Annotated in this window: 33 protein-coding genes and 1 other RNA gene; 25 read left to right on the forward strand and 9 right to left on the reverse strand. The window is 35.8% G+C overall.

The features are described from left to right. Positions 1–208 precede the first annotated feature (208 nt). The 5 genes from AC27HL_RS04890 (at position 209) to AC27HL_RS04910 (ending at position 6,235) form a co-directional block, all read left to right on the forward strand. A complete protein-coding gene (locus tag AC27HL_RS04890; protein WP_487079378.1) occupies positions 209–2,131 on the forward strand; it encodes an ORC-CDC6 family AAA ATPase in 1,923 nt (640 codons plus the stop codon). 119 nt (positions 2,132–2,250) lie between these two features. Further along, the gene (locus tag AC27HL_RS04895; RefSeq protein ID WP_487079380.1) at positions 2,251–2,865 is read left to right on the forward strand and encodes a hypothetical protein; all 615 of its coding nucleotides are present in this window, start codon (positions 2,251–2,253) and stop codon (positions 2,863–2,865) included. A gap of 137 nt (positions 2,866–3,002) precedes the next feature. Next, positions 3,003–4,706 (forward strand): ATP-dependent nuclease, encoded by a 1,704-nt coding sequence (locus tag AC27HL_RS04900; RefSeq protein ID WP_487079382.1) that lies wholly within the window; start codon positions 3,003–3,005, stop codon positions 4,704–4,706. A gap of 108 nt (positions 4,707–4,814) precedes the next feature. Beyond that, positions 4,815–5,246, forward strand: coding sequence for a hypothetical protein (locus AC27HL_RS04905; protein WP_487079383.1), 432 nt, complete (start codon positions 4,815–4,817; stop codon positions 5,244–5,246). Positions 5,247–5,305: 59 nt separating this feature from the next. Next, the gene (locus AC27HL_RS04910; protein WP_487079385.1) at positions 5,306–6,235 is read left to right on the forward strand and encodes a DUF4238 domain-containing protein; all 930 of its coding nucleotides are present in this window, start codon (positions 5,306–5,308) and stop codon (positions 6,233–6,235) included. Positions 6,236–6,823: 588 nt separating this feature from the next. On the opposite strand, the gene AC27HL_RS04915 is transcribed toward AC27HL_RS04910, so the two are convergent. Continuing rightward, the gene (locus AC27HL_RS04915) at positions 6,824–7,342 is read right to left on the reverse strand and encodes a type II secretion system protein (RefSeq protein WP_487079387.1); all 519 of its coding nucleotides are present in this window, start codon (positions 7,340–7,342) and stop codon (positions 6,824–6,826) included. 403 nt (positions 7,343–7,745) lie between these two features. Between AC27HL_RS04915 and AC27HL_RS04920 the strand changes: the two genes are divergently transcribed. Further along, positions 7,746–8,390 (forward strand): PEP-CTERM sorting domain-containing protein, encoded by a 645-nt coding sequence (locus tag AC27HL_RS04920; protein ID WP_487079389.1) that lies wholly within the window; start codon positions 7,746–7,748, stop codon positions 8,388–8,390. A 110-nt stretch (positions 8,391–8,500) separates the two neighbouring features. On the opposite strand, the gene AC27HL_RS04925 is transcribed toward AC27HL_RS04920, so the two are convergent. Together AC27HL_RS04925 and AC27HL_RS04930 are read right to left on the reverse strand one after the other, a co-directional pair. After that, a complete protein-coding gene (locus AC27HL_RS04925) occupies positions 8,501–9,511 on the reverse strand; it encodes a phage integrase (protein WP_487079391.1) in 1,011 nt (336 codons plus the stop codon). Continuing rightward, positions 9,511–10,047, reverse strand: a complete 537-nt coding sequence (locus tag AC27HL_RS04930) for a hypothetical protein (RefSeq protein WP_487079393.1) — start codon at positions 10,045–10,047, stop codon at positions 9,511–9,513. Before AC27HL_RS04930 ends, AC27HL_RS04925 begins: the two co-directional genes overlap by 1 nt. A 122-nt stretch (positions 10,048–10,169) precedes the next feature. Here AC27HL_RS04930 and AC27HL_RS04935 point away from each other — a divergent pair, with 122 nt between their 5' ends. The 6 genes from AC27HL_RS04935 (at position 10,170) to AC27HL_RS04960 (ending at position 15,475) form a co-directional block, all read left to right on the forward strand. Then, entirely contained in the window at positions 10,170–10,361 is a 192-nt protein-coding gene (locus AC27HL_RS04935; RefSeq protein WP_487079395.1) for a hypothetical protein, read from the forward strand. Positions 10,362–10,809: 448 nt separating this feature from the next. After that, positions 10,810–11,067: a hypothetical protein gene (locus tag AC27HL_RS04940; protein WP_487079397.1), complete on the forward strand. Its 258-nt coding sequence runs from the start codon at positions 10,810–10,812 to the stop codon at positions 11,065–11,067. Between the two features lie 231 nt (positions 11,068–11,298). Beyond that, a complete protein-coding gene (locus tag AC27HL_RS04945; RefSeq protein WP_487079399.1) occupies positions 11,299–12,438 on the forward strand; it encodes a hypothetical protein in 1,140 nt (379 codons plus the stop codon). A 125-nt stretch (positions 12,439–12,563) separates the two neighbouring features. Continuing rightward, a complete protein-coding gene (locus tag AC27HL_RS04950) occupies positions 12,564–13,352 on the forward strand; it encodes a hypothetical protein (protein WP_487079401.1) in 789 nt (262 codons plus the stop codon). A gap of 151 nt (positions 13,353–13,503) precedes the next feature. Next, complete coding sequence (locus AC27HL_RS04955; RefSeq protein WP_487079403.1) at positions 13,504–14,538, forward strand: hypothetical protein; 1,035 nt, start codon at positions 13,504–13,506, stop codon at positions 14,536–14,538. An 88-nt stretch (positions 14,539–14,626) separates the two neighbouring features. Beyond that, positions 14,627–15,475, forward strand: coding sequence for a DUF6236 family protein (locus AC27HL_RS04960; protein ID WP_487079404.1), 849 nt, complete (start codon positions 14,627–14,629; stop codon positions 15,473–15,475). 118 nt (positions 15,476–15,593) lie between these two features. Here the strand turns inward: AC27HL_RS04960 and AC27HL_RS04965 are convergent, their stop codons facing one another. Beyond that, entirely contained in the window at positions 15,594–15,989 is a 396-nt protein-coding gene (locus tag AC27HL_RS04965; RefSeq protein WP_487079406.1) for a helix-turn-helix domain-containing protein, read from the reverse strand. 110 nt (positions 15,990–16,099) lie between these two features. Between AC27HL_RS04965 and AC27HL_RS04970 the strand changes: the two genes are divergently transcribed. The 12 genes from AC27HL_RS04970 to AC27HL_RS05025 all read left to right on the forward strand — a co-directional run bounded on the left by AC27HL_RS04970 (position 16,100) and on the right by AC27HL_RS05025 (position 23,006). Next, positions 16,100–16,345 carry a hypothetical protein gene (locus AC27HL_RS04970; RefSeq protein ID WP_487079408.1) on the forward strand — a complete coding sequence of 82 codons (246 nt, stop codon included), beginning with the start codon at positions 16,100–16,102 and terminating at the stop codon, positions 16,343–16,345. 2 nt (positions 16,346–16,347) lie between these two features. After that, complete coding sequence (locus AC27HL_RS04975; protein WP_487079409.1) at positions 16,348–16,560, forward strand: hypothetical protein; 213 nt, start codon at positions 16,348–16,350, stop codon at positions 16,558–16,560. Further along, positions 16,550–17,962: a replication initiation factor domain-containing protein gene (locus AC27HL_RS04980; protein ID WP_487079411.1), complete on the forward strand. Its 1,413-nt coding sequence runs from the start codon at positions 16,550–16,552 to the stop codon at positions 17,960–17,962. The genes AC27HL_RS04975 and AC27HL_RS04980 overlap by 11 nt, the downstream gene beginning before the upstream one ends. Before the next feature lie 19 nt (positions 17,963–17,981). Continuing rightward, positions 17,982–18,296 (forward strand): hypothetical protein, encoded by a 315-nt coding sequence (locus tag AC27HL_RS04985; RefSeq protein WP_487079413.1) that lies wholly within the window; start codon positions 17,982–17,984, stop codon positions 18,294–18,296. Positions 18,297–18,307: 11 nt separating this feature from the next. Beyond that, complete coding sequence (locus AC27HL_RS04990; protein WP_487079414.1) at positions 18,308–18,547, forward strand: hypothetical protein; 240 nt, start codon at positions 18,308–18,310, stop codon at positions 18,545–18,547. 121 nt (positions 18,548–18,668) lie between these two features. After that, positions 18,669–19,091 (forward strand): hypothetical protein, encoded by a 423-nt coding sequence (locus AC27HL_RS04995; protein ID WP_487079416.1) that lies wholly within the window; start codon positions 18,669–18,671, stop codon positions 19,089–19,091. A gap of 165 nt (positions 19,092–19,256) precedes the next feature. Further along, positions 19,257–19,478 (forward strand): major coat protein, encoded by a 222-nt coding sequence (locus AC27HL_RS05000; protein WP_487079418.1) that lies wholly within the window; start codon positions 19,257–19,259, stop codon positions 19,476–19,478. Between the two features lie 14 nt (positions 19,479–19,492). Beyond that, complete coding sequence (locus AC27HL_RS05005; protein ID WP_487079419.1) at positions 19,493–20,902, forward strand: hypothetical protein; 1,410 nt, start codon at positions 19,493–19,495, stop codon at positions 20,900–20,902. Beyond that, entirely contained in the window at positions 20,903–21,226 is a 324-nt protein-coding gene (locus AC27HL_RS05010; RefSeq protein ID WP_487079421.1) for a hypothetical protein, read from the forward strand. Next, a complete protein-coding gene (locus AC27HL_RS05015; protein ID WP_487079422.1) occupies positions 21,226–22,464 on the forward strand; it encodes a zonular occludens toxin domain-containing protein in 1,239 nt (412 codons plus the stop codon). The genes AC27HL_RS05010 and AC27HL_RS05015 overlap by 1 nt, the downstream gene beginning before the upstream one ends. Positions 22,465–22,601: 137 nt before the next feature. Continuing rightward, positions 22,602–22,784 carry a hypothetical protein gene (locus AC27HL_RS05020; RefSeq protein WP_487079424.1) on the forward strand — a complete coding sequence of 61 codons (183 nt, stop codon included), beginning with the start codon at positions 22,602–22,604 and terminating at the stop codon, positions 22,782–22,784. A 33-nt stretch (positions 22,785–22,817) separates the two neighbouring features. Next, positions 22,818–23,006: a hypothetical protein gene (locus AC27HL_RS05025; RefSeq protein ID WP_487079426.1), complete on the forward strand. Its 189-nt coding sequence runs from the start codon at positions 22,818–22,820 to the stop codon at positions 23,004–23,006. A 187-nt stretch (positions 23,007–23,193) separates the two neighbouring features. Here the strand turns inward: AC27HL_RS05025 and AC27HL_RS05030 are convergent, their stop codons facing one another. From AC27HL_RS05030 to AC27HL_RS05040, 3 genes are read right to left on the reverse strand one after another with little or no spacing between them, the layout of a single operon-like run. Beyond that, the gene (locus AC27HL_RS05030) at positions 23,194–23,442 is read right to left on the reverse strand and encodes a hypothetical protein (RefSeq protein WP_487079428.1); all 249 of its coding nucleotides are present in this window, start codon (positions 23,440–23,442) and stop codon (positions 23,194–23,196) included. Beyond that, positions 23,442–23,633, reverse strand: a complete 192-nt coding sequence (locus tag AC27HL_RS05035) for a hypothetical protein (RefSeq protein WP_487079430.1) — start codon at positions 23,631–23,633, stop codon at positions 23,442–23,444. Before AC27HL_RS05035 ends, AC27HL_RS05030 begins: the two co-directional genes overlap by 1 nt. Next, positions 23,623–23,955: a hypothetical protein gene (locus AC27HL_RS05040; RefSeq protein ID WP_487079432.1), complete on the reverse strand. Its 333-nt coding sequence runs from the start codon at positions 23,953–23,955 to the stop codon at positions 23,623–23,625. Before AC27HL_RS05040 ends, AC27HL_RS05035 begins: the two co-directional genes overlap by 11 nt. A 382-nt stretch (positions 23,956–24,337) precedes the next feature. Between AC27HL_RS05040 and AC27HL_RS05045 the strand changes: the two genes are divergently transcribed. After that, positions 24,338–25,330, forward strand: a complete 993-nt coding sequence (locus AC27HL_RS05045) for an HNH endonuclease (protein ID WP_487079434.1) — start codon at positions 24,338–24,340, stop codon at positions 25,328–25,330. An 83-nt stretch (positions 25,331–25,413) separates the two neighbouring features. Here AC27HL_RS05045 and ssrA read toward each other — a convergent pair. Both ssrA and smpB read right to left on the reverse strand, forming a co-directional pair. Further along, positions 25,414–25,764, reverse strand: a transfer-messenger RNA (tmRNA) gene (gene ssrA, locus AC27HL_RS05050). 106 nt (positions 25,765–25,870) lie between these two features. Further along, positions 25,871–26,362 (reverse strand): SsrA-binding protein SmpB, encoded by a 492-nt coding sequence (gene smpB, locus AC27HL_RS05055; RefSeq protein WP_487079436.1) that lies wholly within the window; start codon positions 26,360–26,362, stop codon positions 25,871–25,873. Positions 26,363–26,414: the final 52 nt, after the last annotated feature.

Raw genomic sequence — 26,414 nt, forward strand, 5'->3', positions numbered from 1 at the left:
TGTAATGGACTTTTTTTCAGTGCTAAGTATCCTGTTTTCCAAATACATATAGCAATTATTTGAAGTATAAATGTATTTCAGTATTGCTATGTAAAATTAAATTTAATAAGAGAAAATTATCCTGCTGTAAACAAGGATTATTTCCTCATAATAAGCTGTTAGAAATTCATCAAACTTGTGGTTGTCGTTAAAGTTTTAGGAATAAAAAATGAATGGACAAGAAAAACAAAAATTAAGAAGTGCTTTCGACTCAATATTGAGAGCGGATTATATTACTTTAGACAATTTAAATGAACTTGGAGATTTAGAAGAATACTTTATTGATTTCTTCGGAATGCTACAGAGCTTACTTCAAAAGCAAGATAACTTTGTTAGTGGTAGAAGGGGGACAGGAAAAACAACCAACCTTTTAAGAGGCTATTACGAATGCCTAAAATCAATAGCACCAAAGCTAAAGGATAAAGCGCGTTTAATAACGCAAGATAAAGTACTTCCTATTTATATTGATTTAAGTACTTGTAATGACCTTTTCGATTCAAATGATGACCTCAATTTAACTGAGATTCATTTCATTCGCCAAATTATAGATTCTCTAAAAAAGCAGCTTAACCTCATGTTTGAAGAGAAATTTTTAGCTGTATTTTCTAAAGAAAATCCAGCTTTGGATGACTTGGACTTCATTGAAAAAGTTTTAGTTGAAGGGATTACACTTTCTACCTCAAAGCAGGTTAGTTTAACCAGTGCAAAAAAAGTTGGTGAAAATTCTGAAGTATCAGCTGAAATATCAAACACTAAGGCAAAAGTTTCTGGTAAACAAAATGAATCCTACGAACTTGCTCAAAGTAAAACCGTAGAGCAAATTAAAGGGCTCAATGTTCAAGAGTTTCTAAATAAAATAAGTGATATAAAGAAAAAAGCAGGCATAGACTTTATTTATGTGTTCGTTGATGAATATTCAGATTTAAGCCCTAAAGCACAAGCAACTTTTAGTGCTCTTTTAAAGTCATTTTTAGGCTCTAGAATCGGTATGTTCTTCAAAATAGGTGTTATTACCGACCGTTATGATTTTGGTGAGAAAATCATAGTTGGTAGAGATATATTCCCTATACCTCTAGACTTTAATGAATACGCGGATAGGTACGACGGAACAATTGCAGCAATAAATAAAACTCAGACATTTGTAGAAAATTTAATAACTAAACGAATAGAAAAATTTTGTCCAAATTTAGAATTAACTGATGTATTTAAGTCTAACTTTACCGAGATCGTTTATCGAATAACCAGAGAGACATTAGGCGTATCAAGAACCATTGGTATTATTTTACAAAACGCATTTGTCCAAGCAGGCTCTAATTCTGATGCTAAAATTGGTTTAGCTGAAATTAACTATGGAATTAGTAGTGCAAGAAAAACATATCAAAAACAATTTTTAGGAAGTGTGAAAAAAAGGCTAGTTCCAGGCTTTAATTTAGATATGTGGAATGCAATATTAGCTAAGGCAATAGAAGAGAAAAATAAATACCCTGATAGACCAGCAAGTCACTTCATGGCAGATCCAATCAGAAATGAATATTTAAATGTACTCTGTGAGAATTTTCTAATTCACTTTATGTCAGAAAATGTCACATCTAAACATGGCGGAAATTATAATCTCTATTCAATAGATTATGATGTTTGTCGTGAATACAAAATTAAATATGCTGATAAAAAAGATGAATATACACCAATTAGGTTTATTTATGATTCAGTTCTTTCAACATTTGACCCTTATTTTTTAGAGTCAAAGCAAAAGAGTTATAAGTGTCCTGAATGTGACAAGATTTACGCTGAAGAAGACGTTCAAAAATCAAAAGTTAAGCGCTGCTTTGAGGATGATGAAAAGCTAATAGAAATTATCCATCAAGAGGCTCCTGTGACAAATGGTAATTTTGCCGAAGTTGAAATAAGAATTTTAGGTTTAATATCACAGCTCTTACCCGATGAAGCTTTAACCGCAAGAGAAGTTGCAGATTCCGTTGGTTGTACCATTCAAAAAGTATCAGCATGGGCAGGCAAAGTTTTAGGTAAAAAAGGTGAAATTATTATAGATAAATCGCATAGTCCGTATAAGTATCATACGGCTGAATTATAGAATTTCTAACAAGTTGCTTAAACGGACAAAAAACAGTTGGCTTTTGCTCGTTCCTCGCTAATTTTTAGCCAACTATTTTATTGACGCTTAGCAAAGCGTTAGTTTTAAAGGAGAGTTTAGTGGAAGTTGATGCAACAATGTTAGCAGGACTCATTGGCGCTGGAGGATCCATAGTCGGTGCTTTAGGCGGAACTATAGTGGGGTATAAATTAAGCCATAGAAAGGCTGATATCGACATTTACATTGATAATAAAATTTGGATGTATTACCCATCCAAAGGATTTGCAATGTATGTTCCTATCACTGTTATAAATGAAGGAAACTCCTCTAGTACAATTAAAGATTTTGAGTTAAACCTTGTATCACCAACGAAGCAAAGCTGGAAGTTGAAGTTTGAAGATTATGCGATTGATAATACTGATAGTGATGATACAGGCTGGGGTAAAGGAAAAGATGCTCACCCAATGCTAGTTCATGGGAAATCGGGTAATCAGCATTTATTAAGGTTTGCTAATTACGACTTATCGGGTGATCAAAAATCAGATGTAATATTGGTTGCAGGTGAATATACGCTAGAGCTCTCGACTACTGATAGAAAAGGGAATAAATTTTTATCTAAAAGCTACAAAGTCTCAATCGGAAATCAACCCAAAAATATACTTGAACATTTACGAAATGATGACAAAAAGCTTACTACCGTTTATCTTTTTGTTCGAGACGAAGTGGAAATATAAAACTAACAAGAAATTAAACAAGGACAAAAAGCAGTTGGCTTTTTGTTTACTCCGTTCACTTATTTTAGCCAACAGTTTTTTGCCTGTTAATTGGGCGTTATGCCTCTTTGTATTACCTGTATGTTTTTAGGATAAAAATGATTACTAGTATTAAGTTAGAAAGATTTAAAAATATTGATGAACTTGAAGTTCCCTTAGAAGGGCTAACAGTATTAATTGGTTCAAATAATGCTGGAAAAAGTACTATTCAACAAGGCATTCAGTTTTCAGTGTCAGTTGCGCAAACGACTAAATACCAAAATGCAAGGTGGACAAACGAAGGCAGATGTCCAACATCTATTTCTAGTGAAGATTTACTCTATTCACCGTTAAGAGATATCGAGGCTTTAGCCCCTAATGGGCGTCTTAGAGTGGAACTAAATACTGCTATTAAAGTAACTTTCAATGAAGGCGCAAATAGCTCGTACGTGACCATAAGAAAAGGTAAAAATAAAAACATTTCAACAGCTATTAACGGTAAAGTTTTAGGTGAAAAACTTCAAGATATAGAGAATCCATATTCAATTATAGTTCCTGGATTGGCTGGTATTCCAGCTTATGAAGAATATAAGCCGCCTTCAATTGTAAGAAAGGCTGCTGCAAAAGGTGATGCAAATAGTGTATTTAGAAACATATTATTTCTATTATCTAAAAGCTCTTCCGATTGGGATAAATTTATTGGAAAGTTTAATGGATTATTCCCTGGTTACGAGATATCTGTAGCTTTTAATGAAAATTACGATGAACAAATACATGCTCGTATAATAAAAGATGGTGTAAGTTTACCAATAGATGCCTGTGGCACAGGAATTCTGCAATCGATACAGATACTTGCTTACTATTATTTGTACAAACCTAAGATTTTAATTCTAGATGAGCCAGATTCTCATCTACACCCAAACAATCAACGTGTCTTAGCAACACTTCTGCGTAAGCTTAATGAAGAAACAGGCTGTCAAATTATAATATCTACACATTCTAGGCATTTATTGGAAGAGTTAACTGGTCATGCACTTATTCATTGGATTAGCTCTGGTAAAATAATTGAAGACGCCGATGATTCAGAAAGGAAAATATTGTTAGATATCGGAGCCTTAGATAAAGGTGATATGTTAAGAGGGGGAGACATCCCATGTATTCTTTTAACTGAGGACACAGATATTTCCTATATTAATAAGTTAGCATTATCTTCTGGATTTATAGAGGATGAGTTTCAAATTTGGTCGTATAAATGCTGCACAAATATACAAATAATAAAAGCGTTAAATTCGTTTATTACTGACCATGCTCCAGCTGCAAAGGTCGTTGTTCACCGTGATAAAGACTATATGGATCTCAGTGAAATTACTACATATAAAGAATCATTAGAAGACATAGGAATTAAGGTATTTATTACCAAAGGTAATGACGCTGAGAGTTATTTTGTGTCAAAAGAGCACGTTAATTCTGTTTACCCTGAAGTTACCTTGGAACAAGCATCCGCTTTTTTAGAAGAAAGCGTAAATGAGTGTAGAGATAAAATAGTAGAGAAAATGATTAATACGAGGCATATGAGGCAGCTACAGGCTTCTTATAGTGGTGGAAATAAGCCTAATGCTGGCGCAATTAGTACAATGTGTAATAGTGAATTTGATCAAGCTCCCCTTGCATCTCTTCATGGTAAAATTGTAGAGAAAGCAATCAAAAATAAATTGCAGGGTCATTTAGGGGGTAATATAGACCTATGCGTAGAGAGTACTGCATTAAATGATATAACTTTGCGACAAATTTCGGATGAAATATGGCGACAGGGAGAGGCATAACAAGTCATTTAAACGGACGCAAAACGCTGGCTTTGCTCCTTCGTCGCTAATTTTAGCCAACAATTATTTGCCTCTCAACGAGGCGTTAGGTATTTCATAGAGTTCAGTATGGATAGAGAAACTGTAATATTAATCGCTGCAATGATCGCAGCTTTAACATCAATAATTACTTTGTTAGTTAATACAAAGCTCTTAATGAAGAAAGAAAAAAGAATGGAATTATGGAATAAAGAGCTAGAACGCTTTTTTAAACTGGAAGAAGATGCCGGATTACTTAAAGAAGTAGTTTTTAGCTGCATCAAACCCCATGAAATTTCTGATTTGTATTCACCTACTTCACAAGAATTAATATTTTCAGCCGGAAAGTTCTCACGATACCCTAAAGTAGCTCAAGCAATTAGAGAGTTCAATTTAATTTGCTCAAATACCATAGCCGATCAACTAGATGTAGAAAAGCTTCCTGAATTAAAAAATCAAATAGAACATAGATATAAAGAGCTACTTAATGAATGTGATAAAGCTGTAGGAAGAAATACCTAACAAGCCAATTAATACGGGACGTTATGTTTCAATGCAATTCTGAGTGTTAACCTGACCATATGAATATCATTAAAAAAAGAAGACATCATTATGTTTGGAGAAAGTACTTAAGGGCATGGTCTCAGGATGAAAAGATATTTTGTTTGAGAGAAAACAAAATTATTAATCCTAATTTAATGGGCGTAGCTCAAGAAAGAGATTTTTATAAACTTAAAAATTTATCCAGTGACGATGTTCATTTTATAAGGAAATTAGCAATTGATAATTCTCCAAAGGAATCAATTGCGAATCATGAACGGCTATTAAGAAACTTTACTTTTCCTCATTGGCACTATGAGAAAAATCTTCAACTATCAAAAATTCAAGATCCAGAGCTTGTTAATTATTATGAAGCTCTTCTTCATAATCTTGAAGAAGAGCTTCATTCAAGCATTGAAAATACAGGTCATAAATATTTGGATTTATTGTTAAAAGAAGAGACCTCCTTTTTTGAAACTGATGAAGGCTTTATGGATTTTATTTATTATTTATCCGTTCAATATATGAGAACTAAAAAAATACGAGAAAGTATTAAATTAATCTTTACTCAAAAAGGCCACCCAAAAACTGTTGAAAACACTTGGAATATACTTAGTCATATATTAGCAGCAAATATGGGCAGGAACCTTTATTACCAGCGTAAAGATTTTAAATTGGTTTTAATTAAAAACATTTCCGATCATGAATTTATCACAGGTGATCAACCCGTTATAAATATTTTTTCTTGCAGTACACCTGAAGGGCAAGGACCTGACCGTTTAGCTTTTTATTATCCAATATCACCACTCTTATCGTTGATAATAATTGAAAAAAAATACTTTTTGGGTAGCACATATTTAGAGTTTGGTAATAAAGAGGTTTTGTCGCATAACGAAGCTATGAGGCATCAATCATTTGAGCAAATTTATGCGAGTAAGAAAGGCACTCTAGAGTTTATAAATAAAATATAGCAAGTTATAAAAGCAGGATAAAAACAGTTGGTTTTGCTTCTTTGTCGCTAATTTTAGCCAACAATTATATTGCCACTTAGCAGGCCGTTATTTTTTATAAAGCTTAAATGGCCTTTTTAGGCTCTGATTTATTTTCAATATCGCAACTGGTAATAATCTCATCGGTTATTGCCGTTGCCATTGTTGAAATTTTCACACCTTCGGCTGGTTCCATTAATTTCATTTAAATTAACGTAAATAGTCCTTCAGTTACTGACACTTATAAATTGTTTACATTTAATTCCTTTCTTTTTAACTAACCAACAGACACAAAAAAACCGCTATTAAGCGGTTTCTTGTCATAAACGATTATTTGTTTATCGCCAAATCTAAAAGTTACTAGGTATAACAGTTAGACTAAAAACGGTCTTTATTTTGGTGGAGCGGGGGGGAATCGACCCTATATAATGTAATTGAAAAACAATAACTTACATATTAATCAATAGCTTGGCGTTATTCGTCGTTAGTGTTTGTCACAATATTTAAATGCTGTTGGGTATTAATTGGGTACTTTTTTTGTTATTAATATTTCTCTATTGATTAGTTCTTTTAACAATCATTCGTGACAACTGTTACTGTACAATCAGGATCGCCAAATGAATCATAGATGATATAACAACCTTGTCCTGTTACAGGAGAGTTTCTATTAGGAATATCATAGCCAATAAATGTATATTGATTGGTTGTAGCTGTAGCCTCAAACTCTTCAGAATTAATTTCTAAAAAGTCTTTCATATCAAGTTGCGTTCCAAGTTCTGCACTACTTTCAGGACATAAATTTCTAAAATCCACTTCTGCTGAACCAAAGCCAAAATTTACAACATAGTTTGACTGACCCGAACCTGGATTAGATGATACAGGACTTAAACCTTTTACTCGTGCTTTAGCTTTAACCAAATCAATAGTAGATTCCATAGAACCTTTAACTGCGTTAAGAGTAGCAATTTTTGCATCACTACTTAAATTGATAAATTTAGGTGCTGCTACCGAGGCTAAAATGCCAAGAATAACAATAACAACAACCAATTCAATTAGGGTAAAACCTCGAGTTCTCGATAATAAATGCATAAGTAATTATATGTTAATTTAAAGTCATTTAACGCCAGTATAATTGCAATAGGTTGTTGAAAACAATAGGGCTATCTAACATATAAAGTTTTTAATTGATGGATTTTCTGATTGATAGCCAACGTAATGATTTGAATTTAAGTGTTGCTGGTAATTATCGTCAAATTAATATACTTATTTTTCCAATTACAGTTTTACTTTACTGAATTAATTTAATTTATATAAGCAAATATTTTGACATCTGGTTGATGAGTTTTAAGTGTCAGGTTATTTTTCATAACTATTATAAATTACAATGAAAAATTTTTAAATGTTTGAAATTAAATGTTATTTATTGAGTGGTGTGAAATTTGCTTTATCTGTTGAAAATCGCTGTTTAATTATTTTGAAAGGATGTAAAAGTATGAAATTTAAGTTTTTAAAAGCTGCTTTCACTGCTGTGTTTCTATTGGTTTGTAATGTATCTAACGCTGGTATAATTCCACACGGTGTTCAAGAGAACGTTGCATATAACGACGTCACAAGTACTTGGGGATGGGACTTGTTATATCGTGGAGATTACGCTGCAAGCATTAGCATTGATGATATGTTTTCAGGCCACCAAGATTACATTATGTTAGGCGCGATTAATGGCAATAGTGATACAATAACATTGTTAGCGGCTGTGAAATGGACTGACTTTATTACATATACAGCTGATAATGTAACAAAGTCACTGAATGGCGCGGAATGGTACATCAATGGTGATTCATTAGGTTTTGCTGGCTTAGGCGATACAATTACCCAGAATTCAGCTGATACTAATAACGTAAACGCCAGTAAAAGACTATCATGGCATACAAATCGCTCAAGTACCTCTTCGTCAGTTGCTACAGAGGTTTTTGGTGGATGGCGAGCTGGAACAGCAACGGGTTTAAATAGCTCTACAGCTTGGGACCGAGTTGTTTTTACTGCGAATGCAAACGTACAATCGGTACCTGAGCCTTCAACACTTGCTATTTTCGCATTAGGAATGGTTGGTTTGGTATTACGTCGTACTAAAAAATAGTATTTATATAGCTTAAATAGTAAATTCTAAAAACATCAATCATCATGGTTGGTGTTTTTTTGTATCCGATGAAAAATTTATTTATATGCAAATCAGAATAAATTGAGAGTTCACGACAACTGACTCAACGGATTAAATCGAACAACATCTTCCAAATGCGCTTTACTGAAATGAGCATACTTCATCGTATCATTAATACTAGCGTGGCCTAATACCTGTTGTAATACAAGAATGTTGCCACCACTCATCATGAAATGACTCGCAAACGTATGCCTTAAAACGTGACTTGCTTGTCCTTTAGGAAGTCGAACCGCCGTTCGTTCTAATGCTTTTCTAAATGCGCCAATACAACTACTAAATAATCGGCCTTTCTTAATTGGGATCTCTTTTGCTAATTCATCATCAATAGGAATAATACGGTTCTTCTTACCTTTGGTATTAGTATAAATAATTCGATTATTATTAATTTGCCTGTCAGTAAGGCTTTCAGCTTCGCCCCATCTGGCACCAGTAGACAATGCAATTTTAGTAACTATATAAGCATCTTTATTTCGAGATTTTTTCAACTCTTCCAATAAAACGGTTATTTCTTCAGGTGACAAAAAGCCCATTTCTGGCTGCTTATATTTAAGCGCTCTAACATTTCTAATCGGATTAACAGCAATCTCGTTTAACCGTATTAACTCATTAAATAAAGCATTGAGGTACGTTTGCTCATTGTTAACCGTTTTAATGGACACACTATTGAGGCGTTCAGCTCTATATTCAGTCCAATCGCTACTCGTAATTTTTCGTGCAATAGGGTTACCCATTGTTTCACACATAGCTTTCATCTTAGCTAAACGTTTTTTAATATCGGTTAAGCTTTTACCATGTAAGTTATGCCAAAGGTCAATAAGCTCTCCGAGTCTTCTATTATCATCAGGGTCAGGCTCCCAATCTTTTGCGCTATTAGCTATAGCTATTTGATGATTTTTAAAACGGCGTGCTTCACCTAAGGTAAGAAAACCTTTTCTATAACGTTTACCGTTATGGCCATTAGGCCTAAAGTCGAGTTGATATGGTGACTTTTCCGAGTCAGTTTTCCATATACCGTCTTCTACCTTTTTAACTTTTTTCATTATCCATGACCAAGAACTATCGAACTAGGTGTCTCTTTACCGGGGTTGCGTACTCTCCAAAGAATTTTAAACTTTTCTACTTCTTCTTTCTCGTTATTTAAGCACTTAGCAAATTGGCTTGTCGATTTTGGTGATTTACAAAATTCAGGTTTTACTTTTCTATAATATTCTAGCCAATCGTTTTGCTTTTCACCTGTGAAATAACCCTTAATATCAATAACAGAGTTATGTCTGGTGCGGGGCGCTTTGTAGTTTAATATATGGTTTCTACTTGTCTTGCTAGTAGTTGTTTTTTTATTTGTTTGACTACTGTAATTCTTATACGCACTTTTTTGTTTTTTCTTCTTAGTTTTACCTTTTCGACAGTCTTGGTATTCCGCATGCTTTCGGCGCTCTTTGTCTCTTAACCATTCATAGCTTTGATGTCTTAATTGGTCTTGAACTGCTTTATATGAGTCCCACTCTTCTTGACACTTAGAACCGGCAAACGTTGGGAAACTGAAAACAACAAAAAGAAGAAGCGTAAATTTGTACATATGTATCTTTATATCCTTATAGAGATTATGTAACATATAATACACATTTATTTAGTCAGGTCATTGTGATTTTTAAAGTATTACATTAACGTAATCAGCCTGATAGGGAATAAGGAACTGATATGGAAATCAAATCTAACGCTAGCATTAGCCTACAAAACACGCAAAATAACACGGTAAAGCCTACCGAGTTACCAAGTCAAGATGTTGAAAAATCAACAAATCAGTCAAAAGACACGATAAGTATTTCCGATGAAGCACGCGCTTTATTCAATGAAGGTGGAGGCCACCCGACCAGACCCGTGAAAAAGTGATAACACTTGAGCTTGCACATACCATTGCTAAGTTCTACCTCGTAGCATATGTAATTTGTTTTGTACTAAGTTACAAAAATGTACAAGTTAATAAGTCTAATTTCATTATAATCACTGTTGCTATCGCTTCATTTGTATTTAACCAGTACTTAAAAGAAGAAGGCGACTTTTACACGTTTTACTTACTCGCGGCAACGGCCGCAATGAACGTGATATTAACAGCAGTTGCTTTACACATGTTTTTTAGAGTAAAGCATTCTAGATCAACATTATGGATATATTTAATATATTTCCTGATAGCCATTAGCTATATGATTATTCATAGAGTTAGGGTAATAATTTATGAAAGTGACGAGCCGATATTGTGGTTTATCAATGCTCACTCGGCTTTTACTTTATCACTATATATTTTGAGCATTTGTATTTTTATTTATGGATGTAACATTAAATGGAAGGTGTGGTTTGGGCGTTTATCGTCATAGTGTTAATAATTCTGTTCAAAGCATTAAGGCTTGAAAAAACAGACCCTGTTTATTACGAAAAACAGCTATTAAAACGCTATTTAGAAATAAAGAAAATTAACCCAAACGTACGAGTTAAATATTTAAAAGAATGGGAAACATCAGTAAAAGAAGCACTAGAGAATAAAAACAAAAAACGCGTATTAAAAATAGTGAAGTTAGATAACTTTTCTCGTACTCGTTAAAGGAAGTTAGCCTCAAAATGAACACCTTGTAATGTCGTGTAATGGACTTTTTTTTAGTGCTAAGTATTCTGTTTTCCAAATACATATAGCAATTATTTGAAGTATACAATGTATTTCAGTATTGCTATGTGAAAATAAATTTAAGAAGAGGAAATTATCCTGCTTTAAACAAGGATTGCTTTCTCATAATAAGCTGTTATGCACCTTTAAATTTTAGCTCTGAGGAATTCAATGTCGTTTATAAGTAATTTTAAGAACATGGATAATAAGTTTGCATGGTCCTTCTTAGGTTTTTTAATGGCTTTAATTTTTGGGGGGATTTCTCTTTATTTAGGTTTCGTGAAAGAGACTAAACCAGACCTAAATTTTGTTGTTACCGCAGACTCGAGCGTGCTAGATATTAAGGAGAAGTTGGGAAGTTTAGATGTTTTGTATGAAGGTGAGAGCTTAAGTAAGAGGAAACAAGATTTAAGATTTATTACTTTTAAAGTTATTAACCGAGGTGATTCTTCTATTTTATCGAGCTTATACGATGTTAATTATCCAGTAGGGTTTAATGTAGTAAATGGTGAGCTTGCTGACGATCCTAAATTACTCAGCGCGAGTAATACTTATTTAAAAGAAAAGCTCATTACCACTAAAACAAATAATACTAGTGTTTCATTTTCAAATGTAATACTTGAACCTACAGAGTTTTTTGAAATAAAAATTCTTGTATTACATGAAGTAGGAAAAGAACCGTCGATCGAAGCTTTTGGAAAAATAGCTACAATTAATAAAATTAAAGTACTTCGTGATTTTTCACCTGTAAATGAACAGACGTTTCTTGAAAAAACATTTGGGGGCGGAATTTATTCAAACGTTGTTCGGTTATTCACTTATGGCTTTATGTTCATTTTTGGGATTATTGGTATTGTTTCCGTTATAGATAGATTTAGTGATTGGCGCGAAAAAGGTCGTAAAGAAAAACTAGTTCAAACCTTCAAAGATTACGATAGTGATAAAGTCACTGAAAAAGATAACTTTTTCTTTGATTACTATATATTAAAAAATACTCATCAATTGAAAGATATTCATTTCATCATGAATACGAAAGACTTAATCAAAGACCTCGTAGAAAGTAAAGATATTGATATCGATGAAAAGTACGATATATATAAGCCCCAACATTTATTCAAAGAATTAAGAAGTGAGGGGCTTATTCAAGTTGAAAATAATTCGATTTCAGTAGATGAACAGAGATTGTCTGTACTAACTGATTTTATTAATTATTTAAAAAGAAAAGGTGAATTTAAGCGCGGTAGGTACTTCCGAAGTAATGAAATAGTGACATTAGAAGGTGAAGTCAAATCAGTAAGTGACGGTGCATAACAAGAAAATTAAGCGGGACTCGTAACAGTTGGCTCGGTTTCGCTTCGCTACGCAATTTTAGCCAACTATTACTCACCGCTTAAGGCGGCGTTATATGCCTTCGTTAATCACAAATTAGAGTTTACATGAATCCTATTGATAAAATTACAGATCCGAGTTTTACGAATACCTCTAAAGGGCTTCTTACCCTATTTTGTATTGGAATAGCTCATACAGTTATTGGTGTTGATTTAACTAGCACAGAAATAGCTATACCTTGGTTACCTTCTATTAATTTTCCAAACCCTGAGCGTATTTTCTTCCTCTATTGGGGATTAGTTAGTTTTGCAATGTATCGTTATACACTGCATCACCTTCATATAATTAAAAAGGGTTATTGTAATGCGCTAGTCATATTTTTAAAATCTGGAACATCAGGAAAGAAATTCATTGATACAAAAATATTCTCAGACAAAATAAATCATCAAGTTAAATTTGAACATGAGCCTGAAAATCCTCCAAAGATTAAAATAGAACATTATACATATGATGGAGATCCTGAAGTTCCAACACATGAGGATAAAGGGTGGGAAGTAGCTGCAAATGTTGAATTCATTTTTAATCAAGAGTTTACGTTAGAACGAATAACTTTTTCTGAGAATCCATCCTATGGTTTTGAAGAAATGGCTCTAAAAAGTTCAGCTATGCGCGAGAAATGGGGATTAAAAGAATTTATTTATGACGATCAAACATCTTTATTTTCAGCTCCAAAAATTAAAAGTTTTTGGCTTAGGAACCAGTTAAGGTTCTCTGTTCTACGTTGCTACATCAAAGTATTGGCTAGTAGCAAAGACGCATTTGATTTATTAATACCTCTAGTCCTTAATGCCTCTCTGTTGGCGTATTGGACAATAGGTTTGTTATTAAAAGCATAGAACCGATATCAGGCATATAACAAGTCGTTTATGCAGGACAAAAGACAGTTGGCTTTTGCTCCTTCGTCGCTAAATTTAGCCAACTATAAATTTCCTCTTAATGAGGCGTTAACTTCCTCTCAAATTAGGCACACTTTAAAAAGGATTTAGAATGATTGTAGGTACAGAAGATTTATACAACGAAACAAAAGAATCTTTAGAAAGGATTCAAAATTTTAATGTTGATGATTTGCCTCGTGAATCAGAGCTCGGAGGTAAACTCAACTTTCATCATGCTGTCCAACCAGCCCAAATATTAATTGATCTTTTTAATAGGTTGTCAGTTACTGCCCTTCAGGATTTCCCTGATAATATACTTACTATCGTTCGAGACAATGCCAATAATAATTATCAACTATTTAAACAGGCTTTGGATTTTGACTTAGAGCAACAAAATCCTGGTGGCGTTAGAACTAGCTTGATAACAAAAATAACACAGGCATATCAACCGACATTTCAGGCGTTACATCAATACATCGCTTACTCTTTACACCGTTCGGCTGACTTTCAACGGTTAGACTCTGATGCTAGGTCAACTTTACAGTCTATTCAAGATAGATCATCAAAAATAACTGAAAGCCTCTCAGCTTATGAGAAAGATGCAAAGGGTGTATTAGCAGAGATTCGACAAGTAGCAGCTGAAGAAGGTGTAACTCAACAAGCAGCTCATTTCAGTGCTGAATCGCAACTCCACGTTGACGAAGCTAATAGGTGGCAAGGATATGCTGTAAAACTGGCAATAGCTTTAGGTTCGTTTGCTGTTTTAAGTTTGTTTATCCATAAAGTTCCATTCCTTAAACCAGAGACTACATATGACGCCATTCAATTATCACTCAGTAAAATACTAATATTCTTTGTCATGGCTTACATGTTATTTCTTTCAGCTAAGAATTTCCTTAACCACAAACATAATGCAATAGTTAATAAACATCGACAAAATGCTTTAATGACACATAGAGCCCTAGTCGAAGCTTCAGGTGATGAAGGTGTAAGAGATGCTGTACTATTACAAGCATCAAGTTGTATATTTTCGCCACAATCAACTGGCTACTCACAAAGTAACGAAAATGATTTAGGTAGCCAAAAGTCTGTTGTTGAAATTTTATCTAAACCTATTAGTCAGGCGATAAAGGAAGTTAATAAGTAATTAAACAAGGACAAAAAAACAGTTGGCTTTTGCTCCTTCGCCGCTAATTTTAGACAATAATTTTTTGCCTCTACATGAGGTGTTAGTAATGTATATCGAGGTTTGTATGATTAAAAAAGGAATTGTGGTTTCCCCACCATTTACACCTATTTATACAGGTGGAATAAGATGTGGAGGATCACCTGATCCTTTAGAACTAAGAAAATATCTGATGTACTGGGATGAAATTGATTATCCTTCAAATATGTTTATTCATATTTCCTCTCCGGATATCGACTACTTAGAAGAGGTTGGTAGTTTAAAGAGAACTTATGTCACTTTTCAAGGAACTGTAAACTCTGGGAGAGGCGAATTTTTTATTGCTGCTCAAGAAGCTGCATTTAGAAAAAACCAACAAGAGGAGCCAGGTTGTTGGACTATTGCTCAATTAGCGGATATTCCATTTTATACTCAGCATAATTTAAGCGTCGGTGTAGAAGTTGAATTGTATGATATGTTACCAGTCCCGAGTTTCGACACCCCTTTGGCTGACATTTTAGAGTTTAAGGAAAAACGAAAAGACGAACTTACCACTTTTAGATATTATATGGATGAGGTAAACGAAAAAATACTTAATTCTAAAAATATTCCTCGCGCAAAAAATATGCAAATGGCTCGTATAGAGATGGCAGTTAAAGACATTGATAAAACCTTAAAGGAGTCAGGAATAAGGAGGGTTACTTCTCACCTAAAGAATGTGATTAACACCGATTTTTCAGGTATTGTGGGGGCGGGGCTAGGAAGTGCTGGAATCTCTAGCTTTATAGGAATGACGCCATTAATTGCTGGAGTAGCTGGTGCTGGTATAGTATTTGGTGTAAAAAGTTTGATAATGCCCTCTAATCAGTGTCCGACTAATTTGAGTTACATTAATAGCATTAGGCGAAACTTCAACTGATTGACAAAGCTTATGGAGCCCACTTTATAGTGGGAACATCAAAAGAAACAACTACGCTTCGTTTCTTAATTGCTATTTCTAGCCATTAATGGTGATTCTATGTTGCTATTTAAGAGCTTTAAATAGCCTTTTTAGGCTCTATTTTTTTTTCAATATCGCAACTGGTAATAATTTCATCGGTTATTGCCGTTGCCATTGTTGAGATCTTCACACCTTCAGCTGGTTCCATCATTTTCATTTGAATTAACGTAAATAAGCCTTCAGCTACGGCTACTTTTAAGTCGTTAGCATCTACATTTTTATCTTCGGATTTCGTTCCAAATAGTAGGTAATCCATTGAAACACCGTGTTCAATTGACGCTTTTACGCATGCGTCATATGGGATTCCTTCACGTTTTCTTGTCGCGGCTCCCCAGCTTTCTTTATAACCAATATGAACTGAAAATTCGTTCATTTTAGTTATTTTATACAAATCCATTAATCGAGAAAATATTTCTTTTGAATTCAAATGCATACAGGAAACCTTACAAAATATTATATTTTGTGTCTTGTAATTGACAAAATGTAAGTTTAATATTCTCCTCGTCAATGCAGATTGATGTAATGTAACACACTGAGGGAATAATGATGTTAACAGGCAATATTACACTTACAGACTCACAATTTGAATCTCTAAAGCGCGATATTGTGTGTTCATCGCTCCCATTCCTCAGCGTAGAAGATTACGCCCGTATAACAAACGACACTGTAGGCAACGTACGCCAACAAATTCACCAAGGTCGTTTACCCATAAAAGCCAAACAAAAAGCACGCGAAAAAACCTTTATCAACATGGCTGCAATTCGTGCCGAAGCAGAGAAGGCCGCATAACCATGCCTTACTCTGAAATTAAAGATATCTACTTTCAAAAAGAAGCATGGGGCGATGTGGCTATTCAGCACCAAGGCGACGTGCATCACTTTTCGAACTTAATATCGTTAATCGCATTCTTACAACCCATCTACGGTCAAGACTTCAACTTAATTGAAGTAACCGACGATAACTGGCAAGAGCTTCATGACTCAGGAGCGTTTGATGACCAGTAATTTCAAGTCACGCACACGTGCAACAAACAACAAACCTGTTACCAACATACCGTGTAAAGTGGATGCGCTTTCCTTAACGTGGTCACCTGAAGGGCTACTGCGTGTTAAACATCTCGCCAAAATTGGCGCTTGTGTCAAAACAGGTATTATCACCGAGGCCAAAGAAAACTCGCTTACTCGCCGTTTAAATTTACTTGAACGCACTAAGAACGAACAACTGATTAGCGCTAACGCTTTTGATACATCGGCTTATCAAAACATACTCGATATTTATGATGATGCTTGTAAAAAAATCACCCGTGAATATAACGAGCGCAGTTACAAAAACTTAGACCTTTCCAGCCTAACGCTGGCCGAAAGTGAAGTGGCTGCTCGCCATGAACTTAACCACATGCTTAAGGGCGAACTAGAAGTTGATACCGCAACCAAATACGGTGACCGTTTAGATAACTTGCTCGATAACATCGGCATTAACATGCTTGATACCTTGTGCTGTGGTGAAGCCGAACGTTTTGTTTGCCGCCTTAACCATGTGTTCACAAGTGAAACCTACATGTGGACAGTACAAAACAATGCAGCAGGCCGTTTTAATTACACCTATTCAGCCAACCTTTATGCTGACGGCGAACACGCTGGCATTATTTGTTGGGGTGGTAAAAACCTTGGCTGTTATGTTTCCTTCATGGGACTAGGCTGTGATGCCTTAGACCTTTCGCGCCTTTATGACGAAGTTAAACACATTCCTGAAATTAAAATTACCCGTATTGATTTAGCGCATGATGATTTTAGTGGCTCGCGCTCAGTTAATGTTGCCCGTAAATATGCCAAAAAGGGCGGCTTCTGCTCTGGCGGCAGACCAGCCGTTTACATGTATATCGAATCAGGCCACTTAACCAAAAAAGTTAAAAAAGAGCTCTGCAAAGACTTTCGCTTTATACCTGATAAAGGTCGCTCGCTGTATGTTGGCTCACGCGAGTCAGGCAAGTTATTACGAGTTTATGAGAAAGGCATTCAAATGGGTGACCCAAATGATAAATGGGTACGTTGGGAATTAGAGCTTCATTCAAGCCAACGCGTTATTCCTCTTGAAACCATGATTAAACCCAGTGAATACCTTGCAGGGGCATATCCGGCATTAGCGTTTTTAAATGCAGAGCAAAGCGTTATTAAAACCACCATTAAAAAAGCCAAAATGACGGTTGACCGCATTATTGAAAACCAAGTTATTTCAACCCGTAAAGCCATCAACATGATGCGTGTACTTTGCGATATGTCAGACAGCGACATAATTGGAAAATTCTTGCAAGGCATTACCGAGCCTTACAGCAGGGCATGGCTACCTGACAGGTTATCGATACCGATATCTGAACAGGAATACTTAAACCAAATTCAAACCACCTAAACGAAAATAGGAAATTATTATGTCAGTACTAAAAAACATTGTTGTTCTATCTGTAAAACTTGGCTCAGGCACATCAAACAAGTCAGGTGCACCTAAGCCATATCAATTCGCTAATGTGACTTACGCAAAACCAGCGCAAGACTTTCAAAACGAGCAACACAACATTCAGCAAGCAGGCTTTGACACCCAAGAAGTGAACATGGCTTTTGATGTTGGCCTGTTTAAACAGTTTAAAGAAAACTGCCCGTTCTTGCAGCCGGTTAACTTAATTCTTGACGCTGACCCTGAAAACCCAGCACGAAATATTGTGTCAGGTTTTGAGTCAGTTAAGTAAGTAGTTAGCTGATGCACATCATTCAAATGACAAACATACAAGCTTATAGCAAGGACGCTCCTTTTACTCGTTTGGGTATGAACTCACACACTTTATTACTCGCCGAGCGCGATATTAAAAACGTGATGTTTCACTGCACATGCGGCTGGGTAGGTAGCGAAATGGAACTTGATGTTATGACCAAAATTAACATGGTTTGTTGCCCTATCTGTCACAACGATGATGTGCGTGTGCTTAATGAGGTTGAGTAGTGATGATTAATCGCAATCCATTTTACTGGACAGGCTTTAGTGTGTGGGAGCAATTAGCACTGTTAGCAGCGGCCTTATTGCTTTGCTTTTTGCTCATTAAGTTTTTAGAGGGCAAACACTAATGGCTTATTGTGGTTATTTAGATCCGTATTCGCCAAGGTACATCAACACACAAGTGGATATTAATTACTGTCCGCCAGATAAGCGCATTATTTTTACCCAAGATGAATTTGTACTGCTTTCAAATAATGAAAATTACTCTGGTGACGTAGAGTGCGGCTACATTTCAGGCAATCGCATGTATCCCGTTAATGGTGAAGCGTTTCCTTGTACAAGCGGAGCATTGACATTATCACCTGTTGAGTACTTTGAATTTTTTCAAGTAAAGCCAGGTTATGTTGAACACCCAAGCTTTATCAGTTTTGAGGAGTACTTTGTTATGTCTCAGGAGCAAATAGATTTTATTTTAACGTCAATGCTGGTGATGACCATGTGTGTGGCGTTTTGCCTAGGTTTTTCGGCTAATGAATCGAGTGCTAAGTAATGATTATCGGAGATGTTGTTTATTTTTCTGGTTACATTCTTGGCGCTTACTTCATTGGCTATTCCATGTCCTTTTTGTGGTACGTATTTCGTAAAACAATGGGATTTATTTAGTAAAGGTATCTCAATGTCGAGACCTTAATTCCAACTCTGAGGAGAGTTTAATATGTTAAGTAAAATGAAAAAAATAGGCTTAGGCCTAATTGCAATGGTGGCGGGTACGGGTGCTGCAAATGCAGCTGTTCCAGCTGAAGCATCAACTGCTTTAACAGGTGTTTTAACTGATGGCTTAGCGCTTATTAGTGAAGGCTGGCCTGTGATTGCAGGTATTGTAACGGCTTTTGTACTGTTTAAAGTATTTAAGCGTGTTATTTCTGCGTCAACGTAATTGGTGATGTAGAGATGAAAAAGGCATTATTTATAGTGGCACTATATTTAGTGCCTTTTTTGTCTGTTAAGGCAAACATATTTGAAGATGGAACGGTAATTACTGATTTACCAAAGAAAGAGATAACTTATACTTTTGAATGTACAACTAACGCTGGTGTTCGTGTAGATGGTGATTTTCAAGCTAACTTCCAAGACAATACTAGATGGATCAAGTCTTGTCTTTCTATTGGCCAATCTCGTGCTGAATCATTAGAGCCAGATTCTATATGTACTAAAAAAGAAATTACTCATGTATTTGAAGATGCTTTACTTAGGTTTACTGTTACTAGATCTAAATTTAAAAATAATCAATGCACTGATTATGAAAGTCATCAAGTTTATTTTGTTAGACAAATAGGCGAGGAGCTTTTAGATGCTTGCCCTCCAGAGGGTAAAAATACTTTTACTTATTCATATTACAAAGATGGTAAGTTAGAAAATTGTTCAGACCCTGTTCAGATTAATCAAGTAGATTCTTGTAATGCCACTTCTGGCAATGAATATTTAACGATTGATGTTAGTGCTCCTAGTGGCTGTTTTCCTCAAGCTGATGGCTCTATTTGTAAATATGACGGTGTTGATGTTGGTGGTGGCAATCAGTATTACGCATTGGATTTAGAGGGCGATTGTTATTCTAATCCTGATGGCCTGCCTGATTTAAACGGAACACCAAAAGATAATCCTGTGGGTGATAATTGCGTTGATTATGGTGGTGGTGTTCTAGGTTGTCCTGAAGACCCGAGCAATGTTTGTTCAAGTAGTGGCAGTAGCTTTGCAGGTGGCTCTATTAATAATTGTCAAACAGGTTGCGGTATGGTTAATGACCAATTTTTGTGTATTGATAACGATACGGATGGTGATGGCCTACCAGATTACAATGACCCTGATATTGATGGTGATGGCATACCAAATGATGATGACTTAGACAGTGATGGTGATGGAAAAGACGACCCTATTAATGGTGGAAATGGAAATGGAGGTGGGGGAAGCTCAATAGATTTGGGGCCAGTGGTTAATGAGCTTAAAAAGCTTAATAAACAGTTTGAATCGCAAGGTAAGCCCGACGATATAGACAAAGACGACAAGTTAAAAAAGAAAAATGATGACTATAAAACTAAGTTAGAAGAGCTGCGTGATAAAGGCGCTGAAGAAATGGGCTATGTTGATGTTTTAGAATTAGATACTAGTTCTAGTTTAGTTAACGCAACCGTTCCAGAAAATACTTGTCGTAATTTTGCTTTTCATCCAGCTGGTCATGCTGTCACGTTAGATACCTGTGTTGTAGCGGATAAGATCAGACCAATCTTAACTTGGCTTATTGGCATATTAACCGCTTGGCATATTTTCTTTTTAATCAATAAAACGTTAAGGGAGGGTGTTTAAATGCCTTTATTTTTAGCGCCGTTAGTGACTTGGTTAACGACTACTTTTGTATCAATCATTACTTTTTTTGTAACGAGAAAGGGGATTTTATTTTCTACTATGGTGACGGTTGTCACGATAGTTGGTACTGCTATTAAGGCTTTGATTGCTGAAATTGATTCAGCTATTGGGGCTGTTTTACCCAATGTCGCTATAATTACGATGTTTATACCGACTAATTTTAAAACGTGTATTGCCGCTATAATGGCGGCACATATCGCATGTACCAGCTATAAAATGGCCGTGAAATTTATTCGCTGGAAAACTGAGATAATGACGTCCTAATGCCTGTTTATATTGTTACTGGCAAACTTGGCTCAGGTAAAACACTCGCCAGTGTTGGCCGTATTCGTGATTACTTACTTGAAGGTCGAAAAGTGGCGACTAATTTAAATCTTAATTTAGAAAAATTAGTCGGTAACTACAAAAAGAACACGGTTGTTTATCGTGTACCAGATAGGCCAAAAGCCGAAGACTTAGACAATATTGGCTTAGGCTATGATGGTGACTTTATAGGTGAAGAGCGCAACGGCGCTCTTGTACTTGATGAATGTGGAACATGGTTTAACGCACGTGAATGGAATGCTGAAGGTCGTCAGGAATTACTCGATTGGGTTATTCATGCAAGGAAAAGGCGTTGGGATGTGTTTTTTATTGTGCAAGATTTGTCGGTGTTAGATAAACAAGCACGTGTGATGTTTGCTGAACATGTGGTGTATTGTCGACGTTCGGACAGGTTTAACATTCCGTTTGTCTCGTTTATTTGGAAACTATTCACAGATAAAGGCTTGCCATTACCTAAAGTACATATTGGTTTTGTGCGTTATGGTGATACGGCCAATAGCAAAATCGTTGATAAATGGATTTATCGAGGTACAAATTTATATAACGCTTACGATACCGCGCAAATCTTCACTGAAAAATCAGATGAACTTTTCTCCTACGTTCCGCCTTATTACACCACAGGTCGTTACACGACTTTATTCAAGGATTTCAAACATGCAATTAGCCATTACAAAACAAAAGGCTTTCACTTTTTTTTACTTGGGGCATTAGCGAGTGCTTTTACCGTTAATGCCCTAGTTACGCAATTACCAGAAGCCCCTAAAAAAGGGTTGTTCAGTTGTAATGATGCATACAAAGAGCTTTATGGCAGCTGTGCTGCAAAGCCTGTATTGCTCAAAGAAAAAGAGCTAGTGAAACAAATTCGAGATATCAAATCAGGTAAAGCGCCTAATCCAGCAGATGTTCAAGCATCTGAGCAAGATGAAGCACTATCAGGGGATAAACCAAGTGAGCTTGATAAGGTTTATATTACAGGAAGCGTTAAAAGCACTGAGGGATTTGATTATATATTTAACAATGATGGTCGTGCTTTTTATGCTCGGGAGCTTGGTTACAAGGTACGTTGGATATCTGCTTGTAAAGCTATTCTTATGAAAAAAGGAGAAGCTACCGAGATTTATTGTCATGATGATTTGCGCCAAGACTTTAAACCAACCTATGTCAATAATGAAAATTAGCACTGTGTTGCTTGGCATTTGCGATGGGCTTTATGCCCTGAAGCAAAGACGAGCGACATAGGCAATCCTACCGTTATACTAGATTTATTTACATTCTTGGTTAATAGTTAAGTAACCCTAAGCAAGGAGTGCTTAACATGCAAAATGCCAAACGAGAGCGCTTTAGTTATTTATCAGACAAAGCCGCTAAACAAACCGCTACCCCACACGAGATGGCAGAATATCACTTGCTTCTAGATGAGTGGGGGCAGTCCCGTGACTACAATGTCTTTGATGATTTCTTTCTTCGCGCTAAGCAAGACAGTTCAACAGATAAATAAGGAATAATCGTAAACAGAAAAGGAGTATTCATTATGAATAGAGAGCAATTTAGACGCTTTAATCTCCTGTCAGAAAAAGTCATGCAGCAAACAGCTAGTACGTTGGAAATAGAAGAGCTCAACGAGTTTCTAAAAGGCTGGAATCAGTCAGTTGAAAGCAGTGTTATTAATCGAGTGCATTTGCGCAAGATAGCTAGAGTGCACCAGTATGAAAAACGGTAATGTGAAATGTTCTTAGTACCAAAAACCTTTCCAGGATAAAAGCCGGCAAGTGCATTTTGGTACTGTTTTGTTCTACTCGAGTTTATCCTGGCTTAATCATTTGGTACTAAAGGGGCATTTGTACGTAAAAATTATTACGTACCGTACCATGCTCATTTTACTTTCAGATTTTAATGTCGCTTGCGTATCAGCCCGTAATTATCTTGATTGAAGCATTTAATTGGTCTCGCTGGTGAACCATTTCTTTGAGGTCTGCAAGTATATTCTCTAAGCGTTCACGCTTTTTACGTTCTCTTTCCCAAAGTTTTCGATACATTACATATTTTGCAATGGCTTGTTTTGTTGCTCCAGCTGCGGTTGCTTCATTAGTAAAAGCCTTTAGGTCGTCAACAAACTGAATGAACTCAGGGGTTGACTCATTAATTTTAATTAACATTATTGGTTTATTCCTTTAATTCGACCTGTGGTTAAACTTCTAACGGTTGATGGTATTAAATCGCGGTTTTCACAACAAATTGCAGCCATTAATTTAATATCATCACTACAACTTTCAGGTATCCAAAGGGTTATTTTTTTTAACCCTTTATCGCGCATATTTTGTTCATACATTGCATTTCTAGATACCATTAGAGCCTCCGTCACTGGTGACACTGCCTTCAAGCTCCAATAATTGTTTAAATATAACGCCTGATTTTTGGTACATTAATTTACTTGCAATAGGTCCAGTATATTCTTCGCGATACAGTGAAGCTGTTGCATAGAGATTCATTGCGTTTTCAAAATCACTTTTTGCTAACACAATAGCTTCTTTCATTAAGGTTGTTCGTTCCTTAAACTCACATGAGCGTAGAATGTCTTTATATCTATTAAAGTTCTTAATTCCTGCAACATGATTAAGGTTTGCATCTTTCTTTATCATTTCTATGGCTTCATCAGATAGTGTCCACATGGTTAATTCCTTTTTTGGTTATCAATTTAATGTGTACCCGTTGCGTAGCAACATAGGGGGGCGCGCTTAATTTGATGCCAATCAACCAGCCTGATTGAGAGAATTAGTCAAAGAAAAATCACGGAGGCTCCACGTAGTGGAAACCGTTAGTCATAGACTTGCGAAGCAATTTTTATTGACGAATTATCGATTGAATGGCTTTAGGAATTGATTGTTTTAAAGCGGAGCATAGCGACAGTATTCATTGTTTTGGTTTTAGAGCGAAGCGACCCCCGTTCTAGTAATACGGGGGTAAAGTATTTTAAAACCATATTGAACTATCCACTGATTAATTGATAAAAATCCAGTATAGTCACTAACTTACAGGTTTTGAGGTTTGACAATGGATTTATGTAAAGATTTCAATGTTGTTTGTGAGTACAGAAAGTTGGTTCCTGGTATTTCGGGCAATTCAGTTTCTTCAGACGATGATAGTGTAAAAGGTGTAATTAAAAGTCTTGAAAATATAAGGGATTACCTATCGAAAAAATTTACAGGTTATAAAGGTGTAGATTTTAAATTCGTGGCTTCAAAGGGGGCGTCAATATTTCCTTTTGTACCTTATGTTGTGATTCTTCCTCCTGAGCAAAAAGTATCTGCTGGGATTTATGTAGTTATTTGCTTTGATAAATTTGGCGAAGGTGCTTTGATTGGGTGTAGTGAGTCAAAGACTTCAGCACAAGGTTTGAAAACGGTTAAGCGTACTTCTAAAGGGAAAAAGCTTAGGATAGATGTAAACGGACCAAAACCAAATACTCAATATAATGACGTTTATGAGAACCCAAAGGAGTTTTACCGCGGAATATCTAATAAAGATAATCTAATATCCCATATAGAAGAATCTTTAAACAAAGCCTTGTTTGCGTTGGGTCTTATTGGCAAAGGAGATCTTACCGAAAATAATACGGCGGATGTACTTAATGAAGATGACTTTGATTTATCTAATATCTCTGATGGCAGAGAGAAAACTTTACGAGCGATAACCAAAAGAAGAGGGCAAAAAGCTTTTCGCCAATCCCTTTTGGCAGAGTATGGTAAATGTAATATTAGTGGTAGTGATGTGTTTGAGGCATTAGAGGCTGCACATATAGTTCCTTATAAAGGAGATGCTACTAACCATATCAAAAATGGGCTTTTACTTCGCTCTGATATTCATACTCTTTTTGATTTAGGTTTAATTTCAATTGATCCCGTTTCTAAGCGGGTTGTTTTGGATAACAGTCTTAAAAAGAGTGAATATTTTCAATACAGTAATAGTGCTTTGAATAATTTAGTTGCAAGCCAAGATGCTCTTGAGTATCACTTTTATAATGTATTTAAATTAAATAAGAAATAACTAAGAAAATTATTTACATGGTATTTATTGGGTACTGAAATAAAAAAAGCCTCTACAACCAATTGATTGTAAAGGCTATTGTGTGGTGGAGCGGGGGGGAATCGAACCCCCGTCCAAAAAACCTACATCCTCGGTACTACATGCTTAGTCGATTTTTTATTTAGCCAATTAGACGCCAATCGACAGGCTTCATCATGGTGAGCTTGATACTATTTCGCGGTTCAGCCTCAAGCGTGCTTCCCTCGCTAGCCTACTTAGGGTGACCATCGATTCTCAAGACAATAGGCGAGTCTTTAAGGCGATGGCTAGCATTAAGCTGCTAGTGCGAACGTTTCGTCGTTTGCAATTATAGTTTTGCGGCTTTTTACCAGGCCAACCGCCCCTGGGCATGCACCTTGGGTTTCGTGAATCTTGTCGAATCCTAGATCCGCCCCAAAGTTCTTACATTTTCATTATAAGCTAAAATAGCTTATATAGCGCATTGTACAGCGCTTGGCTTAAATAGACAACGTGGTATTTTTTAACCAGTTATTGAATAAATTAGCGTTCTAAATTTTTATTTTTCATTAAGCGACCTTTATCAACCGCCCATTCGCGGTCTTTAATATCAGCACGCTTGTCGTGATCTTTCTTACCTTTACCGAGATAAAATTCAAGTTTTACCCAGCAGGCTTTCCAATACATGGCAGTAGCAATTAATGAATAGCCATCGCGTTCTACTGCGCCACTTAAACGGTCTAATTCACGACGATTTAATAGCAACTTGCGAGAACGATTTGGATCACACACCACGTGGCTTGATGCCGCATTAAGCGGCATTATTTCAGCGCCCACTAAATAGGCTTCGCGATCTTTAATAAAAACATAGCAGTCAGATATGTTGACTTTACCACTGCGTATACTCTTAATTTCCCAACCTTGTAAACTCATACCCGCTTCAAATTTGTCGGTTAAGTTATAGTTGTGACGAGCTTTTTTGTTCAATGCAATGGTATTGCTATTTGATGATTTTGATTTCTTCTTCTTTGCCATTTTAATTCCATTCATGTTTGCCAAAATAGATAGCAAGCGCGTTATTATACGG

The organism is Colwellia aquaemaris, from assembly GCF_057548755.1.

Excerpts from the sequence above, each read along its gene's own strand:
- smpB (WP_487079436.1), bottom strand. The coding sequence starts at position 26,362 with ATGGCAAAGAAGAAGAAATCAAAATCATCAAATAGCAATACCATTGCA.
- AC27HL_RS05010 (WP_487079421.1), top strand. The coding sequence starts at position 20,903 with ATGCCTTTATTTTTAGCGCCGTTAGTGACTTGGTTAACGACTACTTTT.
- AC27HL_RS04920 (WP_487079389.1), top strand. The coding sequence starts at position 7,746 with ATGAAATTTAAGTTTTTAAAAGCTGCTTTCACTGCTGTGTTTCTATTG.
- AC27HL_RS05040 (WP_487079432.1), bottom strand. The coding sequence starts at position 23,955 with ATGTGGACACTATCTGATGAAGCCATAGAAATGATAAAGAAAGATGCA.
- AC27HL_RS04995 (WP_487079416.1), top strand. The coding sequence starts at position 18,669 with ATGGCTTATTGTGGTTATTTAGATCCGTATTCGCCAAGGTACATCAAC.
- AC27HL_RS05020 (WP_487079424.1), top strand. The coding sequence starts at position 22,602 with ATGCAAAATGCCAAACGAGAGCGCTTTAGTTATTTATCAGACAAAGCC.
- AC27HL_RS04940 (WP_487079397.1), top strand. The coding sequence starts at position 10,810 with ATGGAAGGTGTGGTTTGGGCGTTTATCGTCATAGTGTTAATAATTCTG.
- AC27HL_RS05000 (WP_487079418.1), top strand. The coding sequence starts at position 19,257 with ATGTTAAGTAAAATGAAAAAAATAGGCTTAGGCCTAATTGCAATGGTG.
- AC27HL_RS04915 (WP_487079387.1), bottom strand. The coding sequence starts at position 7,342 with ATGCATTTATTATCGAGAACTCGAGGTTTTACCCTAATTGAATTGGTT.
- AC27HL_RS04945 (WP_487079399.1), top strand. The coding sequence starts at position 11,299 with ATGTCGTTTATAAGTAATTTTAAGAACATGGATAATAAGTTTGCATGG.
- AC27HL_RS04975 (WP_487079409.1), top strand. The coding sequence starts at position 16,348 with ATGCCTTACTCTGAAATTAAAGATATCTACTTTCAAAAAGAAGCATGG.
- AC27HL_RS04960 (WP_487079404.1), top strand. The coding sequence starts at position 14,627 with ATGTATATCGAGGTTTGTATGATTAAAAAAGGAATTGTGGTTTCCCCA.
- AC27HL_RS04935 (WP_487079395.1), top strand. The coding sequence starts at position 10,170 with ATGGAAATCAAATCTAACGCTAGCATTAGCCTACAAAACACGCAAAAT.
- AC27HL_RS04985 (WP_487079413.1), top strand. The coding sequence starts at position 17,982 with ATGTCAGTACTAAAAAACATTGTTGTTCTATCTGTAAAACTTGGCTCA.
- AC27HL_RS04930 (WP_487079393.1), bottom strand. The coding sequence starts at position 10,047 with ATGTACAAATTTACGCTTCTTCTTTTTGTTGTTTTCAGTTTCCCAACG.
- AC27HL_RS04965 (WP_487079406.1), bottom strand. The coding sequence starts at position 15,989 with ATGCATTTGAATTCAAAAGAAATATTTTCTCGATTAATGGATTTGTAT.
- AC27HL_RS05005 (WP_487079419.1), top strand. The coding sequence starts at position 19,493 with ATGAAAAAGGCATTATTTATAGTGGCACTATATTTAGTGCCTTTTTTG.
- AC27HL_RS04890 (WP_487079378.1), top strand. The coding sequence starts at position 209 with ATGAATGGACAAGAAAAACAAAAATTAAGAAGTGCTTTCGACTCAATA.
- AC27HL_RS05025 (WP_487079426.1), top strand. The coding sequence starts at position 22,818 with ATGAATAGAGAGCAATTTAGACGCTTTAATCTCCTGTCAGAAAAAGTC.
- AC27HL_RS04900 (WP_487079382.1), top strand. The coding sequence starts at position 3,003 with ATGATTACTAGTATTAAGTTAGAAAGATTTAAAAATATTGATGAACTT.
- AC27HL_RS05035 (WP_487079430.1), bottom strand. The coding sequence starts at position 23,633 with ATGGTATCTAGAAATGCAATGTATGAACAAAATATGCGCGATAAAGGG.
- AC27HL_RS05030 (WP_487079428.1), bottom strand. The coding sequence starts at position 23,442 with ATGTTAATTAAAATTAATGAGTCAACCCCTGAGTTCATTCAGTTTGTT.
- AC27HL_RS04950 (WP_487079401.1), top strand. The coding sequence starts at position 12,564 with ATGAATCCTATTGATAAAATTACAGATCCGAGTTTTACGAATACCTCT.
- AC27HL_RS04905 (WP_487079383.1), top strand. The coding sequence starts at position 4,815 with ATGGATAGAGAAACTGTAATATTAATCGCTGCAATGATCGCAGCTTTA.
- AC27HL_RS05045 (WP_487079434.1), top strand. The coding sequence starts at position 24,338 with ATGGATTTATGTAAAGATTTCAATGTTGTTTGTGAGTACAGAAAGTTG.
- AC27HL_RS04925 (WP_487079391.1), bottom strand. The coding sequence starts at position 9,511 with ATGAAAAAAGTTAAAAAGGTAGAAGACGGTATATGGAAAACTGACTCG.
- AC27HL_RS04980 (WP_487079411.1), top strand. The coding sequence starts at position 16,550 with ATGACCAGTAATTTCAAGTCACGCACACGTGCAACAAACAACAAACCT.
- AC27HL_RS04910 (WP_487079385.1), top strand. The coding sequence starts at position 5,306 with ATGAATATCATTAAAAAAAGAAGACATCATTATGTTTGGAGAAAGTAC.
- AC27HL_RS04970 (WP_487079408.1), top strand. The coding sequence starts at position 16,100 with ATGATGTTAACAGGCAATATTACACTTACAGACTCACAATTTGAATCT.
- AC27HL_RS05015 (WP_487079422.1), top strand. The coding sequence starts at position 21,226 with ATGCCTGTTTATATTGTTACTGGCAAACTTGGCTCAGGTAAAACACTC.
- AC27HL_RS04955 (WP_487079403.1), top strand. The coding sequence starts at position 13,504 with ATGATTGTAGGTACAGAAGATTTATACAACGAAACAAAAGAATCTTTA.
- AC27HL_RS04990 (WP_487079414.1), top strand. The coding sequence starts at position 18,308 with ATGCACATCATTCAAATGACAAACATACAAGCTTATAGCAAGGACGCT.